At 73.7% G+C, this 17703-nt stretch carries 17 protein-coding genes and 1 pseudogene; 11 read left to right on the top strand and 7 right to left on the bottom strand.

Annotation, left to right across the window (positions count from 1 at the left end; genetic code table 11):
- The first annotated feature begins 82 nt into the window (after nucleotides 1-82).
- The 6 genes from egtA to AB0I15_RS57695 all read left to right on the top strand — a co-directional run bounded on the left by egtA (nucleotide 83) and on the right by AB0I15_RS57695 (nucleotide 7073).
- Complete coding sequence (gene egtA, locus AB0I15_RS57720; protein ID WP_358117177.1) at nucleotides 83-1399, top strand: ergothioneine biosynthesis glutamate--cysteine ligase EgtA; 1317 nt, start codon at nucleotides 83-85, stop codon at nucleotides 1397-1399.
- Nucleotides 1396-2688, top strand: coding sequence for an ergothioneine biosynthesis protein EgtB (gene egtB / locus AB0I15_RS57715; RefSeq protein WP_358117174.1), 1293 nt, complete (start codon nucleotides 1396-1398; stop codon nucleotides 2686-2688). Before egtA ends, egtB begins: the two co-directional genes overlap by 4 nt.
- Nucleotide 2689: 1 nt before the next feature.
- Complete coding sequence (egtC, locus tag AB0I15_RS57710; protein WP_358117171.1) at nucleotides 2690-3397, top strand: ergothioneine biosynthesis protein EgtC; 708 nt, start codon at nucleotides 2690-2692, stop codon at nucleotides 3395-3397.
- Between the two features lie 20 nt (nucleotides 3398-3417).
- The gene (gene egtD, locus AB0I15_RS57705) at nucleotides 3418-4398 is read left to right on the top strand and encodes an L-histidine N(alpha)-methyltransferase (RefSeq protein ID WP_358117168.1); all 981 of its coding nucleotides are present in this window, start codon (nucleotides 3418-3420) and stop codon (nucleotides 4396-4398) included.
- On the top strand, nucleotides 4395-5588 hold the full coding sequence (egtE, locus tag AB0I15_RS57700; protein WP_358117166.1) for an ergothioneine biosynthesis PLP-dependent enzyme EgtE: 1194 nt from the start codon (nucleotides 4395-4397) through the stop codon (nucleotides 5586-5588). The genes egtD and egtE overlap by 4 nt, the downstream gene beginning before the upstream one ends.
- A 69-nt stretch (nucleotides 5589-5657) precedes the next feature.
- Nucleotides 5658-7073: a BNR repeat-containing protein gene (locus AB0I15_RS57695; RefSeq protein WP_358117163.1), complete on the top strand. Its 1416-nt coding sequence runs from the start codon at nucleotides 5658-5660 to the stop codon at nucleotides 7071-7073.
- A gap of 37 nt (nucleotides 7074-7110) precedes the next feature.
- Here the strand turns inward: AB0I15_RS57695 and AB0I15_RS57690 are convergent, their stop codons facing one another.
- Entirely contained in the window at nucleotides 7111-8550 is a 1440-nt protein-coding gene (locus AB0I15_RS57690) for a hypothetical protein (protein WP_358117160.1), read from the bottom strand.
- Between the two features lie 124 nt (nucleotides 8551-8674).
- On the opposite strand from AB0I15_RS57690, the gene AB0I15_RS57685 reads away from it, so the two are divergent.
- Nucleotides 8675-9982 carry a hypothetical protein gene (locus tag AB0I15_RS57685; protein WP_358117157.1) on the top strand — a complete coding sequence of 436 codons (1308 nt, stop codon included), beginning with the start codon at nucleotides 8675-8677 and terminating at the stop codon, nucleotides 9980-9982.
- 6 nt (nucleotides 9983-9988) lie between these two features.
- On the opposite strand, the gene AB0I15_RS57680 is transcribed toward AB0I15_RS57685, so the two are convergent.
- Nucleotides 9989-11902, bottom strand: coding sequence for a S41 family peptidase (locus AB0I15_RS57680; protein WP_358117154.1), 1914 nt, complete (start codon nucleotides 11900-11902; stop codon nucleotides 9989-9991).
- A 125-nt stretch (nucleotides 11903-12027) separates the two neighbouring features.
- The gene (locus tag AB0I15_RS57675; protein ID WP_358117151.1) at nucleotides 12028-12753 is read right to left on the bottom strand and encodes a maleylpyruvate isomerase family mycothiol-dependent enzyme; all 726 of its coding nucleotides are present in this window, start codon (nucleotides 12751-12753) and stop codon (nucleotides 12028-12030) included.
- 116 nt (nucleotides 12754-12869) lie between these two features.
- On the opposite strand from AB0I15_RS57675, the gene AB0I15_RS57670 reads away from it, so the two are divergent.
- The gene (locus AB0I15_RS57670; protein ID WP_358117148.1) at nucleotides 12870-14249 is read left to right on the top strand and encodes an OFA family MFS transporter; all 1380 of its coding nucleotides are present in this window, start codon (nucleotides 12870-12872) and stop codon (nucleotides 14247-14249) included.
- A 126-nt stretch (nucleotides 14250-14375) separates the two neighbouring features.
- On the opposite strand, the gene AB0I15_RS57665 is transcribed toward AB0I15_RS57670, so the two are convergent.
- Together AB0I15_RS57665 and AB0I15_RS57660 are read right to left on the bottom strand one after the other, a co-directional pair.
- A complete protein-coding gene (locus AB0I15_RS57665; RefSeq protein WP_358117145.1) occupies nucleotides 14376-14636 on the bottom strand; it encodes a hypothetical protein in 261 nt (86 codons plus the stop codon).
- Nucleotides 14633-15121: a hypothetical protein gene (locus AB0I15_RS57660; protein WP_358117143.1), complete on the bottom strand. Its 489-nt coding sequence runs from the start codon at nucleotides 15119-15121 to the stop codon at nucleotides 14633-14635. The genes AB0I15_RS57665 and AB0I15_RS57660 overlap by 4 nt, the downstream gene beginning before the upstream one ends.
- 82 nt (nucleotides 15122-15203) lie before the next feature.
- Between AB0I15_RS57660 and AB0I15_RS57655 the strand changes: the two are divergent.
- The 3 genes and pseudogenes from AB0I15_RS57655 to AB0I15_RS57645 all read left to right on the top strand — a co-directional run.
- Nucleotides 15204-15473, top strand: a pseudogene (locus AB0I15_RS57655) (hypothetical protein); the annotation flags it as partial.
- A gap of 91 nt (nucleotides 15474-15564) precedes the next feature.
- Complete coding sequence (locus AB0I15_RS57650) at nucleotides 15565-16245, top strand: helix-turn-helix domain-containing protein (protein WP_358117140.1); 681 nt, start codon at nucleotides 15565-15567, stop codon at nucleotides 16243-16245.
- An 8-nt stretch (nucleotides 16246-16253) separates the two neighbouring features.
- On the top strand, nucleotides 16254-16853 hold the full coding sequence (locus AB0I15_RS57645; RefSeq protein WP_358117269.1) for a DJ-1/PfpI family protein: 600 nt from the start codon (nucleotides 16254-16256) through the stop codon (nucleotides 16851-16853).
- 1 nt (nucleotide 16854) lies between these two features.
- On the opposite strand, the gene AB0I15_RS57640 is transcribed toward AB0I15_RS57645, so the two are convergent.
- Nucleotides 16855-17292 (bottom strand): MarR family winged helix-turn-helix transcriptional regulator, encoded by a 438-nt coding sequence (locus AB0I15_RS57640; protein ID WP_358117138.1) that lies wholly within the window; start codon nucleotides 17290-17292, stop codon nucleotides 16855-16857.
- Between the two features lie 159 nt (nucleotides 17293-17451).
- A partial coding sequence (locus AB0I15_RS57635) for a hypothetical protein (protein ID WP_358117136.1) occupies nucleotides 17452-17703 on the bottom strand: 252 nt, incomplete at its 5' end.

Here is a 17703-nt window from a genome sequence, read left to right as displayed (position 1 = left end):
ACTCGCGGGTCTGTAGGGGAGGACCGCGCCCCGCAGCGGGGGTGGTCCACCGCGGACCAGTGCGCCACGCGAAGGGGAGACGATGACCGGGCTTACGGTGGAGAGCACGCCGCTTCGGGACGTCTCGGCGGTGGCGGAGTTCGCGCGCCGCTGCTTCGACCCCGCCCCCGGCGACCAGGTGGGCGTCGAGCTGGAATTCCTGGTCTTCGACCGTACGTCGCCGACGGCCCACGTCCCGCTGGCCAGGTTCGAGCGGCTGGTGCCCGGGCTGCCGGGCGGCAGCAAGGTGACGTTCGAGCCCGGCGGGCAACTCGAACTGTCCGGGCCGCCGGCCGCGCTGCCGGAGGCGCTGAACCGGATGGCCGCCGACGTGGCCGCCGTGCGCGACGCCCTGGGCGCCGCGGGCCTCGCGCTGGGCGGGGTCGGCCTCGACCCGGTACGGCCGGCCCGCCGCCAGCTCCGCCTGCCCCGCTACGACGCGATGGCCGAGTTCCTCGGCAGGCCGTACGGGTCGCTGATGATGTGCTCGACCGCCTCCGTCCAGGTCAACCTGGACCTGGGGGAGCGCCCGGCGGTGCGCTGGGAGCGGGCCCACGCGCTCGGCCCGATGCTGATGGCGGCCTTCGCCAACTCGCCGCTGAGCGGGGGCCGGCCGTGCGGCTGGATGTCGGGGCGGCAGGCCGTCTGGAATCGCCTCGACCTCACCAGGACCGCCCCCGTGCCGGTCACCGGCGACCCGGCCGCCGACTGGGCCGAATACCTGCTGGACGCCCGGCTCATGCTGGTGCGGGAGCCCGAGGAGCGCTGCCGCCCGGTACGCGACGGCTCGACGTTCCGCGACTGGCTCGCGGGCGGTGGCGGCGGCGGTCACGGCGGACGCCGTCCCACGGCCGACGACCTGGCCTACCACGCCACGACCCTCTTCCCCCCGGTACGGCCCAGAGGCTGGCTGGAGATCCGCTACCTCGACGCCCAGCACCCGGCGGCCTGGCCCGTGTGCGTGGCCGTGACCCACGCCCTCATCACCGACGACCGCGCCGCCGACGCCGCGATGGCGGCCGTGGCCGCCGCCGAACCGCTCACGGACCCGGACAACGGCCTGTACCGGGAGCCGCCGGGCCCGATGGCGGGTCGTACGACGGACCCGTACCCGGGCGCATGGGAGGTCGCCGCGCGGTGCGGGCTGGCCGATCCGCGCCTGCGCCGGGCCGCCGAGGCGGGCTTCCGGGCGGCGCTGGAGGCGCTGCCCCGGCTCGGCGCGGACGCCGCGCTGGTCGCCGAGGTGGCCGCGTTCGCCGACCGGCACGTGACCACCGGCCGCTCGCCGGCGGCCGACCTGATGGACCCGACGCCGGGGCCGCGCGTCCCGGCCTGGCTCAACGACGAAGGACGGCAATGAACGACATCAAGGAACGCATCGCCGCCGAGCTCATCGCCGTGCGCGACCGGTCGCTGGCCTACACCGACGCGGAGGACGACCTGCTGGTACGCCAGCACTCCCCGCTCATGTCACCCCTGGTCTGGGACCTGGCCCACGTGGGCAACTACGAGGAGCTGTGGGTGCTGCGCGAGGCCGGGGGCATCACCCCGCTCCGCCCCGAGATCGACGACATCTACGACGCGTTCAAGACCCCGCGCAAGGACCGCCCCACCCTGCCCTTCCTGGGCCCGACCGAGGCCCGCCGCTACATCGAGGGCGTACGCGGCCGGGTGCTGGACGTCCTCGACTCGATCGACCTGGAGAGCGCGGCCCCGCTGCACCGCGACGGGTTCGTGTTCGGCCTGGTCATCCAGCACGAGCACCAGCACGACGAGACCATGCTCGCCACCCTGCAACTGTCGGGGCAGCCGGGCCTGGTCCGCGAGGGCGACCTGCCGCCCGGCCGGGACGCGGGCCCCGAGGAGGTGCACGTCCCCGCCGGCCCCTTCTTCATGGGCACCGACACGCTGCCCTGGGCCTACGACAACGAGCGGCCCGCCCACCAGGTGGAGGTGCCCGGCTACTGGATCGACCGGCTGCCCGTCGGCAACCGCGCCTACGCGGCGTTCATCGAGGAGGGCGGCTACGACGACCAGCGCTGGTGGACGCCGGAGGGCTGGCAGTGGCGGCAGCGCAGGAGCATCACCGCCCCGCTGTTCTGGGAAAGGGATGGGGGGTCGTGGTCGCGCAACCGCTTCGGCCGGATCGAGCCGGTCCCGATGGACGAGCCGGTCCAGCACGTGAGCTGGTACGAGGCCGACGCCTACGCCCGCTGGGCCGGCAAGCGGCTGCCCACCGAGGCCGAGTGGGAGAAGGCCTGCGGATGGGACCCGGAGGAGCGGCGGGCGCGCCGGTACCCGTGGGGCGAGGCCGACCCGGGCCCTTCCCTGGCCAACCTCGGCCACCGCGCGGCCCATCCGGCGCCCCTGGGGGCCTACCCGGCGGGGGCGAGCGCGTACGGGGCCGAGCAGATGGTGGGGGACGTGTGGGAGTGGACGTCCTCGTTCTTCCATCCGTACCCGGGGTTCCGGAGTTTTCCGTACAAGGAGTACAGCGAGGTGTTCTTCGGCCAGGAGTACCGGGTGCTGCGCGGCGGCTCGTGGGCGGCGGACCCGGCGGCGGTGCGGACCACGTTCAGGAACTGGGACTACCCGATCCGGCGGCAGATCTTCACCGGGTTCCGCTGCGCCCGCTCGGAGCTGGTCTGAGGTGTGCAGGCACGCCGCCTGGCTGGGGGCCGCCCGCCCGCTCACCTGGCTCATCCACGAGCCGGAGCACGGGCTGCTCGAACAGTCGTACGCGCCCCGCCGCCAGCGGGCCGGCCTCATCAACGCCGACGGGTACGGCATGGGCTGGTACGACGCCGGTCGTCCCGAGCCCGTGCGCTACCGCCGTGCCGTACCGATCTGGACCGACGCCAACCTGCCCGGCCTCGCGCGGGCGGCCCGCTCGACCTGCCTGCTGGCGGCCGTCCGCTCGGCCACCGTGGGCATGCCGATCGAGGAGAGCGCCACCGCGCCGTTCGCCGACGGCACGTGGCTGCTCAGCCACAACGGCCGGGTCGCGCGCGACGCCGTCAGGGATCTCGCCGACGGCGCCGAGAGCACCTGCGACGCCGCCTGGGTGGCCGCGGCCGTCTTCCAGCGCGGGCGCGCCGGGACCGGCCTCGCCGACGCGCTGGCCGACGTCGTCGTACGGGCCGGGGCCAAGGACCCCGTCGCCCGCCTCAACCTGCTCGCCTGCGACGGCGCGTCCATCGCCGCGACCGTCTGGGGCGACACGCTCTTCACCCACCGAATCCACGACGGCGTGCTGGTGGCCAGCGAGCCGCTCGACGACCTGCCCGGGTGGCAGGCCGTTCCCGAGCGGAGCCTGCTGACCGTCGCCGACGGCGACGTACGCGTCCAGCCGCTGTGATCTCTCTTTCAGGAGGCCCCGTGCCTGTCAGCCAGCCGACCGTGCAAGTGATCAACCATCTCGACCACGACTACCTGCGCCAGGCGCTCGAACACGACGTCACGACCGGTCTGACGTCGTCGCCCAAGTGGCTGCCGCCCAAGTGGTTCTACGACGCCACCGGCAGCGAGCTGTTCTCCCGCATCACCCGGCTGCCCGAGTACTACCCGACCCGGCGCGAGCTGGCCATCCTGCGGACGCGGGCGGCGGACCTGGCGGCGGTCTCCGGCGCGGACACGCTGGTCGAGCTCGGGTCGGGCACCAGCGAGAAGACCGAGCTGCTGCTGGCGGCGCTCGCCTCGGCGGGCACGCTGCGCGGCTACACGCCGGTGGACGTGGACGCGGTCACCCTCGAGGCGGCGGCGCGCCGGGTGGCCGGGCGCTTCCCGGGCGTGGACGTACGGGCGGTGTGCGCCGACTTCGAGCGCCATCTGGCCCTGCTGCCGCGCGACGGACGGCGGATGGTCGCCTTCCTCGGCGGCACCATCGGCAACCTCGAACCGGTCGCGCGCGCGGTCTTTTTGAAGGAGCTGCGGGCCACGCTGCGGCCGGGGGACACGTTCCTGCTGGGCGCCGATCTGGTCAAGGACGTCGGGCGGCTGGAGGCGGCCTACGACGACTCGGCCGGGGTGACGGCCGAGTTCAACAGGAACGTGCTGCGGGTGATCAACCGGGAGCTGGAGGCGGACTTCGTACCGGAGGCGTTCGAGCACGTCGCGCTCTACGACGAGCGCCACGACTGGATCGAGATGCGCCTGCGGGCGACCCGGGCCATGCGGGTGTGGCTCGGCGGGCTCGGGCTGGGGGTGAACTTCGCGGAGGGGGAGGAGATGCGGACCGAGATCAGCGCCAAGTTCCGCCCGGAGGGGCTGCGGGAGGAGCTGGCGACGGCGGGCTTCAGGCTGCGCCGCCGCTACACGGACCCCGCGGGCGACTTCACGCTGGTCCTGGCAGAGGCGTGAGCCCGGACGCCGCGATCGGGGGGAGATGGCGGGCCGCGCGCAGCGTGATGCCGCCGGGGCATCTGGACGCGGCCGGTTGCAACGTGCTCAGCGACCGGGCGTTCGACGCGGTCGTGGCGCACCTGGAGCTGGAGCGTCGGCACGGCGGCTACGCGGCCGTCCCGGATCTCACGGTGCCCAGGGCGGCCCTGGCCGCCCTGGCCGGGGCCGGTCCGGCGGACGTGGCCTTCCTGGAGAGCGGGACGGCCGCGATGTCGGCGCTCCTGGGCGGCTGGGACCTCGCGCCGGGCGGCCGCGTCGGCGTGGCCCCCACCGAGTACGGGAGCACCGTGATGCTGCTGCGCCGCCTGGCCGAGCGGCGCGGGTGGCGGCTCGTCGAGCTGCCGGTGGACGGCGACGCCCGCATCGACCCGGACGCGCTGCGGACCCGGCTGGCCGCCGGCCTGGACCTGGTGGTCGTCTCCCACCTCGGCTCCCACCACGGGGTGGTGCAGCCGGCGGAGGAGATCGGGGCGCTGTGCCGGGCGGCCGGGGTCCCGCTGGTGCTGGACGTGTGCCAGTCGCTGGGCCACCTGGAGGTACGCGGTACGGGGGCGAGCGCGTACGTGGGGACGTCCCGCAAGTGGCTCGCGGGCCCGCGCGGCATCGGCTTCCTGATCGTCCCCGGCCTCACCCCCGCCATGGACGCCCCGGCGCCCACCCTCGGCGGCCACCTGTGGTCCGAGGAGAGCGGCCCGGTGCCCGTGGCGGGCGCCCGGCGGTACGAGAGCGCGGAGAACGCCGTCGCCGCCCGGGTCGGCCTGGGCGCGGCCGTCCTCGAACTGCACGCGCTCGGCCTGTCCGCCATGCACGCGCACCTGGCCGCCCTCGGCCCCACGGCCCGCGGCCTGCTCGACGGCGCCGGGGGCTGGCGGGTGGCCGAGCCGCTCGGCGAGCCGTCGGCCATCGTCACGCTCAGACCTCCGCCCGGAGACAGCGCCGAGCACGCCGCCGCGCGGGCGGCCGAGGCGTCCCTGCTGGTCGGCGTCGTCCCGACCGCGCGGGCCCCGCTGCACCTGCGCGAGCCGGTCCTGCGCGTCTCCCCGCCGCCCGGCACGCCCACCGAGACGCTGGAGGCCCTGGCCCGCGTCCTGAAAGTTTCATCGCGCGCCGGCACCAGGTCGGGCGGGGCGGGCGGCGGCGGCGATTGACGGGCGGCGGCCCGCGTTGTACCACTGGGGCACTCGCGACGCGTGTTATCGCTCACAAGGGAGAGCGCGTTGACCTTCGTACGCGTGATCATCGCCACGGTCGCCGCGGCAGCCCTGACCGCACACCCGCAGTCGGCGGCGGCCCCGTCGGTCCAGGTCCTGCGCAACACCCTCGTCGACGCCCAGGCCGTCTACTTCGTCTCCTACGACGGCCTGGTCAACCAGGCGACCTTCCAGCAGGACGGGATCCTCACCCACGGCGCCCACCAGTACGCCGCCTGGTACACCGCCGACCGCAGCGCCATGATCGCCCGCCGCGCGTACGCGGGCGCCGCCCAGCCGGGCCCGTGGCAGACGGTCAAGCTGCCGCACAGGCTGACCGTCAACGACTCCCACAACGTCATCTCCCTGGGCGTCTCCCGCCAGGACGGGCGGCTGCACGTCGCCATGGACACCCACAACAGCGCCGTCCACTACGTCAGGTCGGCGCCCGGCCTCATCGCCGCCCAGAACGCCCCCGCCTGGACGCTGTCGCAGTTCGGCCCCGTGCAGCGCGCCCTCGACGGCGTCGCGCTCGGCGACATCACCTACCCGCAGTTCCTGGCCACCCCGGAGGGCCGCCTGCAGCTCAGCTACCGCACCGGCGGCTCGGGCAACGGCACGAACGAGCTCGCCGAATACCACAACGGCGCCTGGACCAGGCTCGGCCGCTGGCAGTCGGCGAGCGGCACGTACACGACCGCGCACGGCACGAGCACCACCCGCAACATGTACCTGCACGGCCTCGACTACGGCCCCTCCGGCCGGCTGCACGCCGCCTACACCTGGCGGGAGGGCAATTTCGGGGTCGTCTGCAGCGCGGGCGGTATCAGCAACCACGACACCGGCCACGTCCACAGCGACGACCGGGGCCGTACGTGGAAGACCCGCGACGGCGCGACGGCCGCCGTGACCGGCACCGGCACCCAGGTCTCCATCGGCACTCCCAACCAGGTCGTGGACCCCCTGAACCCGGATCACGCGCTGATGAACCAGGAGGCCCAGGCCGTCGACTCGCAGGGGCGCCCGCACGTGCTCATCAGCTACGTGCCCGGCCGCTTCACGCAGTGCGTCACCGACTTCGCCGCCGGCCGCCGCGCCTACGCCCGCAACTTCCACCTCCGGCAGCTCGCCGACGGCACCTGGAGGAAGGTCGAGGTCACGGTGCCCCTGCAGGCGTTCGGCCGCTCCCGCCTGGTGCTGGACGCCCGCGACAACGCGTACGTCATCATGCCCGGCGGGCGCATCGTCGCCGCGAGCGCCGCCAGCGGCTGGACCGACTGGACCCTCCGGTACGACGCCGCCGGCCTCAACGCCTTCGGCGAGATCGACGTGGACGACTCCGCCGCCCGCACCACGGGCGTGATCTCCCTCGCCTACCAGGAGCGCTCCACCGGCACCACCCCGTCACCCCTGCGCGTCCTGGACGTGCGGCTCCTCGGCTGATCCGGCGGCGCGGCGGGTCGCCGGAGCGCGGCGCCGATCACGGGTCGCAGGGCTGGAAGAGCTCGCCGACGGCCGTGGCGACACGCCGGGTGAAGGGGGAGGCACGACCGGGGCCGTGGAAGGGCTCGACGGCGCCCTCCGTGACGCCCTCGATGGTGGCCACGTCGGCGCCCGGGTGGCAGACGATGTCCGGCCCCGGCAGGTCGGCCAGCAGGAACTCGCCCTGGTCGACGTGGGCGTCCGACGGGTGCGCGCCAGGGCGCTTCCAGCGCAGGCGGTCGGCGTGGTCGAGGTGGTAGACGCCCGGCCCCTGACCGGCCACCAGGCGCATCGGCCCCTCGTGGGTCAGCCGGACCCGGACGGAGAAGGGCCCGCCCCGCTGGGTGGCGCGCAGGAGACTGATGTGGTTGAACTCCTGCGGGTCGGCCAGCCAGGTCACCCGCGCGCCCAGCATCACCGCCAGATGACCCAGCACGAACGGCGGGACGCCGATGAGCTGCTGGCTCACGCCCGCCACCTCGGGGCTGTCGTGGTGACGCCACTTGATGCCGGACAGGTAGACGCGCTCGCTCGGGGTGAGCAGGGCGTCCAGGGTGAACAGCCCGGCCACGCCGTACCGGCGCCAGGCCCAGAGCGCGACGCGTTCCGCGCACTCGATGAGCAGCGCGGCGGCGGGCGCGGGCCAGGGGCGCGACCAGTCGTGGCCGTCGCAGGCGGTGTTCGGTTCCGTGACGCGGGTGGTGCCGTGGGAGGGGCGGTCCACGTACACGTCCAGGCCGCCGGCGTCGTTGGGCACGCCGAGCACGGTGACCGCGCACGGCCAGCCCTCCACGAACGCCGCCACCCGGTACGGGCCCAGCAGCCGCACCGCGCGGCCCATGTCCTCGTCGCCCGAGACGATCACCGTGCCGCGCCCGCCCGACGGCCCGCCCGCCTGCACCACGACCCGCTCGGTGCCCACCGAGCGCCGTAACTCGGCCAGGCCGGGCAGCCGGTCGGCGGGCACGCAGCGGATCCGCGCCACGGCGGGCACGCCGGCCGCCCGCAGCAGGTCGTCGAAGAGGTGCCTGGCCTCGATCATGTCGCGCACGCCCGCGTCGATGGCCGCCACCGTGCCGCCGGGCCCGGCCAGCTCCCGGAGCTGCACGCCGGTGCACCAGGTGGCGAGGACGGGCGGGCGGTCCAGCTTGACCAGGTGGCGGGCGGCGTCGTGCCGGACGCGGCGCAGCCAGCCCTGCCGCTCGGCCACCGACCGCACCTGGGTGCGGTCCTCGGCGGCGACGACCATGCCCGGCATGGCCGGCTCCCACGTCGAGTAGCAGCCGATGCTCAGCGCGGGCCGCAGGGCCTCGATGGGGGCCGGGCCCGTGTAGCAGGTGCGCAGGGTCGTGCCGTACCGGTCGACGGTGACCAGGGGCCGGCCCGCGAGGGCGGTCAGGAGCTCGCGGTGCACTGTTTCGGTGCGGGCGTCGTCCATGCTCTCTCCTTCTGCGGTGACGGTCCGCACTATTGACGGTGCGCTGGGTACGGCGCATCGTCGAGGGCACCGCGATGTGAAGCGATGTGAAGCTGCCATGCCGCCACGGCGTACCCGTCCCGTCGTGAACCGGGCCCTCGCCGCGCTGATCGAGCAGGCGGGCTGGACGCACGCCGACACCGCGCGACACGTCAACGCCGTCGCGGCCGAGACCGGGGAACGCATCCACTACGACCGTTCGGCGGTCGGGCACTGGCTGACCGGCACCATCCCCAGGCCCGAGGCCGTGTACGCGGCGGTGGAGGCGTTCCGGCGGCGGCTCAGCCGGCCCGACCTCGGCCCCGCGCAGCTCGGCTGGCCGGACCCCGCCGTCGCGCCGCCCGCCGACGACCCCTGGCGCGGCGACCCGGTCGCCCGGCTGGCCACGCTGGGGAAGGACGACCTGCTCAACCGGCGGACGGTGCTGACCGTGGGCACGTTCACGCTGGCCGCCCTGTCCGCCCGAGGCGGGGGGATCCGGTCCCGGGCCCAGAGCGGCCGCGCGGGGGCCGGGGACGTCGCCCGCGTCCGCGCCGCCACCGCCAGCTTCGCCGACCTGGACGACCAGTACGGCGGCGGCCACGCCCGCGCGGCGGTCGCCGCCTACCTCTCCTGGGAGGTCACGCCCCTGCTGCACGAGGCGAGCGGCCGGACCAGGCCCGATCTGTTCAGCGCGGCGGCCGAGCTGAGCTACCTGGCCGCGTACATGGCCATGGACGCCGGGGCGAACGCGCTGGCCCAGCGCTACTACATCAGCACCGTGCGGCTGGCCGACGAGGCGGGCGACCTGCTCCTGCGCGCGACCGCGTTACGCAGCATGGCCGTCCAGGCGGCCGAGCTCGGCCACGACGGCGAGGCCCTGGCGCTGGCCGACGCCGCCGCCTCCGCCCTCGGCGGCCACGGCCCCGGGCGCACGCTGGCCTGGATCACCGGCATGCGCGCGGAGGCCCACGCGGGGGCCGGCACCCGCTGGGACGCCCTCAACCTGTTACGCCGCACCGAGACCCAGCTCGAACGCGCCGACTCGCCGCCGGAGAGCGAATGGACCGGCAACTACCGGCGCGAATCCCTCGAGCACCAGATCGGCCTGACCCTCACCCGCCTGGGCGACCACGCCACCGCCGCCCGGCACTTCGCCGCCTCGATGAACGGCCGCCGCCCGATCGAGCGGCGCACCAGGACGCTGATCGGGCTGCGGGCGGCGCACGCGTTCCTGCGCGCCGGCGACCTGGAGCGGGCCGCCGGCATGGTGCTCGGCCTGCGCGACGACGTGCGGCTGATCGCCTCGGCCCGGGTGCGCGACGAGCTGAGCCGCCTGCGGGCCGAGTGGCAGCCCTACCGCGCCAGCCCGGTCATCGCCGAGGCGGACCGGGCCGTCGCGGACCGGAGCTGACCCTTCCTACCGGCGCACCACCGTGCGCGCGGCGACGAGCTCACCGGCCTGGAAGCCCTCGACCCGGATGCTGCGGGCGGCTCCGGCGCCGGGCACCGGCACCGCCACCGTCTCCTGCGTCAGGTCCGCCGACGCCCGGGGGCGCCCGTCCAGGTAGATGTCGGCCCGGTCCAGCAGCGCGGTCGTGAGCGTCACCTCGTCGGCGGCCACCCGCACGTCGAGCCGGCGCACCGGGCCGCCGGCGAGCAGCTCTCCCGCGCGGGCCAGCAGGTCGACGTTGCCCTCCAGCACGTCCTTGCGCGTCATGCGGTGGCGGTGCCCCGGCGACACCCCGAGGTCCTCGACGGGGGTGCCGGCCAGCTCGCCCACCCGCAGGGTGCGCCGGATCGACACCCGCATGTTCGCCCCGCCCGGCAACGGCTTGTACGGGCTGTCGGACGCGGGGGAGGGCACCTCGAGAAGCTGCTTGAGCAGCGCGTGCGTCCACACGTTGGCGCCGCCCGCGCCGGTGTTGTCGTCGGTGCCGAGCACCTCGCCGATCTTGTGGTCCTGGAAGCCGGCGGCGAAGATGTCGGTCGCCGAGTAGCAGCGGGCGTCGGTGACCAGCACGACCGGGCCGAAGTACTGCTGGCCGAGGGCGTTGGCCCCGTCGACGGGCGTGATGGAGAAGGCGCCCGAGAAGACCGCGCCCGTCTCCAGCGCCTGGTTCATGGACGGGCACCAGGGGCCGAGGTCGATCTGGCCGGTCGGGTTCTCCTGGTGCTGGTTGCAGATCTTCAGGTTCAGCGCCGTCGCGATGAACTGCGTGGGCTCGGGGACGACAGGGTGCGGGGTGAGCGTCTGCAGCAGGAACTCGCTGGCGAAGATGTGCCCGCCGCCGTTGGCGCGCACGTCGACGACGAGCCCGTTCTGCGGCAGCAGCCCGATGAGCCGGACGAACTCTCGCACGAACCCGTCCGGGTCCATGACGCTGAAGCTGAACACGCGGATGTGGCCGAAGGTGCCCGACGGCGTGACGATGCTCCGGGCCCGGAAGATCGAGGGCATGGAGGTCGGGACCTCCGCCCCTGCCTCGGCCGGCTCCGCCGTCAGCTCGGCGACGTCGATCCGCTCCCGGTGGGTGACGACCTCGGGGACGTACAGGAGCTTGAGCGCGCGGCCGATCTCGTCGGTGCCGAGGTCGAGCCCCTGGGCCACGGCCGCCGTGGTGACCACGTCGGCGTTGACGAAGGGCGGCAGGTTCTCGGTGACGCGCCACTTCTCCCGCAGTTCCCTGACGATCCCGTCGGCGTCCTGGTAGGTGAGCACGACCCAGTCCTCGTCGGGCGGCACGTGGATGCGCAGCGGCCGGATGGTCAGCGACTCCAGCCCCCGCGAGTGCCGGGCGGCCGGGTTGCTGCCGGCGAACCGGTCCGCGTTGATCTCCACCGCCCGGTCGATCGGGATCCCGTTCCAGTGGGTGACCTCCACGCCCGGCCCGAAGCCGGGCACGGAGAAGCCCTCGACGGTCCTGGTGACCACGTAGTGGCGGGCGTCGCCGTCGTAGTACTCCTCGATCAGGAACGGCAGGTAGGCGATCCTCGTGTTGTACGGCTGGGGCAGCAGGTAGTTGGTGTGCAGGTCGCGTACCGAGTGGAAGATCTCCGACAGCTCGGCGTGGAAGTGCCACTCCGGGTCCATGGTCGTCGCGGTCTGCCGGCTCAGCCGCAGGGCCAGCAGCCTCAGCCGCTGCACCGGGTTGACCGCGTGCATGGCGGCCTTGAGCGGCAGGTGCACGTAGTTCTGCTCGATGAGCACCAGCGCCTGCTGGACGAGGGTCCTGCGGTCGGCGAGCGTCAGTGTGCCCGCCGTCGTCATGAAGTCCTGGAGCTCCACCGCTCCGGCGAGTTGCTTGGCCACCCCGCCCGCTGGCTCGGTCATGTCGTCGTCCCCACCCATCCAGGTCGTGTGATCGAATAATCGCACGGTGTCACGGCGTCGAGCGCGTCCGCATCGGGACACGCCCTAGGGCTTTCCCTAGCCTGGGGGAAGAGCCGCGGGCTTCGTCAGAAGGCGTAGTTGCGCAGGACGGCCAGCGCCTGGGCGCCGTACGGGCCCGTCGGCTTGAGCGCCGAGTCGGCCGGGGCCAGGCGGCGGGCGCCGACGCGGCAGAAGTCGGCGGCGGGACCCGTGATGACGGACTCGGCGGCCGGGTCGCCGAACCGCCAGAGGTCGCCGCCGGGCGCGGTGAGCTCGCAGTGGACGGGCCCGCCCTCGACGCCCTCGATCTTGAACGCGTACGGCAGCGTGCGGTGGCCGAGCCAGGCGATGTGGCGCAGGCGGGCGGTGTCGGGGTAGGCGATGCCGAGCGGGGCGGTGACGTCGTAGGCGTGGGCCCAGTGCTCGGCCAGGCGGGTGGTGGCCAGGGTCGCCGGGGAGAGCGAGGTGGCCACCCAGGACAGGCGGGAGCCCTTGGGCCGGGCGCGCAGTGCGCCGGGGGTGGCGAAGGCGGCCGTGCGCCAGCGGGCCAGCAGGGCGGCCGGGGCGATGTCCCGCTGGGCGGTCACGAGGGCGTCGGCCACGGCGTCCACGTCGCCCGGCGGCCGGGCCAGCTCGTCGCCCGCGATCGCGGCGGCGACCAGCTCCTCGCTCTGGGCCAGGTGCAGGACGACGTCCAGGACGGTCCAGCCCGCGGCGGCGGAGGGGTGTGCCCACTGGGTGGCGGTGAGCGCGGTGAGGACGGCGTCGAGTTGCTCGTACTCGGCTTGGAGATCGTCGAAGATGTCCGTCATGAGGCAACCTTACAGAACAATGTTCGGCATGCCGTTGATCGACGGGATTTGACCGCTCACCGTAAAGATGCAACGCGTCCTAAATACTGCATACGGTATGTGATAGCCGTATTGGCGTGGCAGAAAGGACGAGGTTCCTCAGTCGTTCCCGTACCGTCGCGGCCCCCACCTGGAGCCGATGGCTCATACCCCCCGCCGCGCTCTCCGTGCACCTGGCGATCGGGCAGGCGTACGCGTGGAGCGTGTTCAAACCCCCACTCGAGTCCGCGCTGGGCCTGTCAGGCACCCAGAGCGCGCTGCCGTTCCAGCTCGGCATCGTCATGCTCGGCCTGTCGGCGGCCTTCGGCGGCACGCTGGTCGAACGCAACGGGCCCCGCTGGGCCATGTTCGTCTCGATGACCTGCTTCTCCTCCGGCTTCCTGCTGTCCGCGCTGGGTGTGGCCACGCGGCAGTACTGGCTGGTCGTCCTCGGCTACGGGGGCGTCGGCGGGATCGGGCTCGGCATCGGCTACATCTCGCCGGTGTCCACGCTGATCAAATGGTTCCCCGACCGGCCGGGCATGGCGACCGGCATCGCGATCATGGGGTTCGGCGGCGGAGCGCTGATCGCCTCGCCGTGGTCGGCGCAGATGCTCGACTCCTTCGGCGCGACCACGAACGGCATCGCCACCACGTTCCTCGTGCACGGCCTGGTCTACGCCGCCTTCATGTCGATGGGCGTGCTCCTCGTCCGGGTGCCGCCCGACGGCTGGAGCCCCAAGGGCTGGCGGCCGCCCGAGAACCGGGTGCGGGCGCTGATCACCACGGCCGACGTCTCGGCCCGCAACGCCATCCGCACGCCGCAGTTCTACTGCCTCTGGGTCGTGCTGTGCTGCAACGTCACCGCCGGCATCGGCATCCTGGAGAAGGCCGCCCCGATGATCAGGGACTTCTTCTCCGGCACGCCGGTCGCCGTCGCGGCCGGGGCGGCGGCCGGGTTCGTGGCGCTGCTGTCGCTGGCCAACATGGCCGGGCGCTTCGTCTGGTCCTCGACGTCCGACGTGATCGGGCGCAAGAACATGTACCGCGTCTACCTGGGCGTCGGCGCGCTGCTCTACCTGGCCATCGCGCTCATGGGCGACAACTCCAAGCCGCTGTTCATCGTGTGCGCGCTCGGCATCCTGTCCTTCTACGGCGGCGGCTTCGCGACGGTCCCGGCGTACCTGAAGGACCTGTTCGGCACCTACCAGGTGGGCGCCATCCACGGGCGGCTGCTCACGGCCTGGTCCACCGCGGGCGTGCTCGGCCCGCTGATCGTCAACGCCATCGCCGACGCGCAGAAGGCCGCCGGACGATCCGGGCCCGACCTCTACACCGCGTCGCTCTTCATCATGATCGGGCTGCTCGCGGTGGGCTTCCTCGCCAACGAGCTGATCCGGCCGGTACACGAGAGATTCCACGAGCGGCCCGTGACGGAGCACGGGACGCCGGTGGCGGAGAAGGGGCAGGCGGTATGAGCGACAGGCGGACCGGGCTGATGGTGCTGGCGTGGGGCTGGGTGGGGGTGCCGTTCGCGTACGGGGTGTACGAGCTGTTCCTCAAACTCACCCAGCTCTTCAGCGGCTGAGCGCACGGCCGTGCCGTCAGGCGCCCGCTTTCCGCAGCCGGCGCAGGGCGAGCAGCCCGCCGACGACCGGCACGGCCGAACGCCAGCGGGCGCCGGTCGCCGCGGCGGACGGCAGTGCCAGGGTGGCCGCCACGACGGTGAGGTAGGCCGCGCCGTGCAGCGGGCCCACCAGCGACGAGATCGCCTTGATGTGCGCGGTGGCCAGGTTGAGCAGCAGCACGGTCAGCGAGATCGTCTCGACGGCGGTGGCGACACGCAGCGTACGCACCGCCGTCACGCCCCCTCGGCCGAGCCGGGACGCACGATCATCAGCACGACCACGATCGCCCACAGCAGGTTGTAGAAACCGGCGAACATCGACAGCGTCCGCAGCCGCGCGGGCTCGCCGGGGGTGGCGAGCGCCTCCCGCTGGCGCGGGTAGATCGCCAGCGCCAGCAGCAGGCCCGCGGCCGCCGTGAGGATCATGGACACGGTGATCCAGATCTCCCCGGTACGGCCCTGCACGAAGGCCAGCACGATCCCGGCGGCGGGCACGACGACACCGAAGATGCTGTAACCACGGGTGATCCGGTGCAGCGCGACGGCCACGGAACGGCTGCGGTCCGCCATCACCTCCGCGGGCCCCACTGCGGGCCCTTCTGCGGGCCCTTCCGCGGGCGCCGCGACGGGTGCGTAGCGGGGGAACAGGCTCGTCGCGACGGCCGACCCTCCGACGAACACGATGGCGGCCAGTACGTGCACCGACAGCAAGAGACCTTCCATGAACCCTTCCTCATCGACCCGACCTTCAGGAGAGCTGAAGCCTAACACGTGACCTTCAGGGTCCCTGAAGGAGGGTGAAGGGATGGCGCGATCTGTGGGGTGGCGGTCGTTGACGCCACCACCGGGTGCGCCACAGGCTGAAGGGGTGAACCAGCGCCGCGTCGTCTTCGTCGTCTTCGACGGCTTCCAGTCGCTCGACCTGGCCGGGCCGTACGAGGTGTTCCAGCAGGCCGGCGGCTACACGTGCGAGATCGTGGCGCCGCGGCCCGGCCTCGTACGGTCGGGCAGCGGCCTGCCCGTGCACGCCGGGCACGGCATGGACACCCTGGACCCGCGCGGCGTCGACACGCTGGTGGTCGCCGGCGGCGCCGGCGTCTACGAGGCCAGGAACGACCCGGAGCTGACCGGCTGGGTCGCCGCCGCCCGGGGCCGGCGCCCGCCGGGTGACCTCGGTCTGCAGCGGGGCGTTCCTGCTGGCCGCCGCCGGGCTCCTGGACGGCCGCCGGGTCACCACGCACTGGGCCCGTACGAGACGGCTGGCCAGGGAGTACCCCGCCGTCACGGTCGACGGCGACCCGATCTTCGTCAGGGACGGGCACGTCTGGTCGTCGGCCGGGGTGACCGCCGGCATGGACCTCGCCCTCGCCCTGGTCGAGGACGACCTCGGCCGCGAGGTCGCGCTGACCGTCGCCCGCCACCTGGTCATGTTCCTGCGCAGGCCCGGCGGCCAGTCCCAGTTCAGCGTGGCCCTGTGGTCGGCGCAGCCGGCCACCGACCCCGTCCGCGCCGCGGTCGCGGCCATCCACGCCGACCCCGGCGCCAGGCACGGCATCGGCGACCTCGCCGCGCACGCCGGGCTCAGCCCCCGCCACCTGCAACGCCGGTTCACCGCCGAACTCGGCGTGCCGCCCGGCTCGTACGTCGAGCGCGTACGCGTCGAGGCCGCCCGGTGCGCGCTGGCGGAGAGCGACGACCCCGTGGAGGTCATCGCGCGCCGCTGCGGATTCGGCACCGCCGAGACCCTGCGCCGCACGTTCCACCGCCGCGTCGGCGTCGCGCCGTCCGACTACCGCGACCGCTTCCACTCCACGGCGAGCCCTGCCACGACCTCCATCGGAAAGTGAGAAGAGCCTTGACCACCTACGGACTGCTGATCTTCGAAGAGGCCGAGGAGCTGGACTTCGTCGGGCCCTGGGAGGTGTTCACCGTGTCGTCGATGCTGCGCGGCGGCGTCGACACCGCCGTGCTCATCGCCGAACGCCCCGGCCCCGTACGCTGCGCCAAGGGCATGCGGGTGCTGCCCGACCACGGCCTCGACGACCACCCGCCGCTGGACGTGCTGCTGGTTCCCGGCGGCAAGGGCGCCAGGGCGATCGAGCCGGGCAACCCCGTCGTGACCGGCTGGATCACCAGGACGGCCGCCCAGGCCGAGTGGACGGTCAGCGTCTGCACGGGCGCGCTCCTGCTGCACGCCGCCGGCCCGGCGCGGGGCCGCCGCGTGGCCACGCACTGGAGCTTCGAGGAGGAGCTCGAGGAACGCGGTGACGTCACCGTCGTCCGCGACGTCCGCTACGTCGTGGACGGCAACCTGCTGACCAGCCAGGGGGTGTCCGCCGGGATCGACAGCGCGCTGTGGCTCGTCGGCCGGCTGCACGGCCCCGACCACTCCCGCCAGGTGCGCCGCTACCTCCAGTACGACCCCGCGCCGCCGTATCTCGCGGACGCCGGCTGAGTCAGAACCCCGAGAAGGCGGCACGGACGGCGTCGCCCACCTGCCGCTGGATCGGATCGGCCGCCGCCCCGAACATGCGCTCGTCCACCTCGGCCACCGCCTCCTGGGCCGCGCGCAGCAGCCGCGCCCCCTCGGGGGTGACCTCGATCGCGGAGGCGGACCCGGCCCGGGCGGTGTTGTCGCGCACCAGCCCCGCGCCGGCCAGCGCCTTCACCGCCGTGTGCACGCTCTGCACGGTGATGCCGGACATCCGCGCCAGGTCGCTGAACGACACGCCCGGCACGGCGGAGATGTGGCCGAGCAGCCCGAGCCGGCTCACCGTGAGGTCGAGCGGCGCGAGCGCGGCGGTCAGCTCGGTCTCGACGCGCCGCGCCAGCGTGAGCACGATGATGGAGGTGCTGGTCGCCGGGGGAGTGGGGCGGTCGTTCTCGAGGCTCACCGTCCTAGTCTCCCGCACCGCGCCCGAAGCCCGCCGCCGCCGCCCCTCCGGGTCGCCCGCGGCGCGGCAGCGCGTGCGGAAGAGGTGCCTCGGAAGACGTGGCTCGGAAGACGTGGCTCGGAGACGTGGCTAGGCCCGTTTTCCGCAGGTGCGTGATCGTCAACGGAGATCGCGAGGGTCGACCCCGAGCAGATTGAGCAGGTTGATCTGTGCCGGGGTCGGCTGGAGGATGATGGGTGGCGCGGTCCCGCTGCCAGGGATGATGCGCATGGTAGCGAGTGCACGGAAGATCAGGTTTCCGGTGGGGATGGCAGGCCGACCGGCGTACAGACCGTTGACCTTGCTCTGCCCGTGCGTGGCCAATGCCTGTCTGACCTGGCGTTCTACCAGGCAGAAGATGAGCAGAGCCAG

The organism is Nonomuraea sp. NPDC050643 (assembly GCF_040654715.1).
Taxonomy (GTDB): domain Bacteria; phylum Actinomycetota; class Actinomycetes; order Streptosporangiales; family Streptosporangiaceae; genus Nonomuraea.
This window is presented reverse-complemented; position numbering and strand designations above follow the sequence as displayed.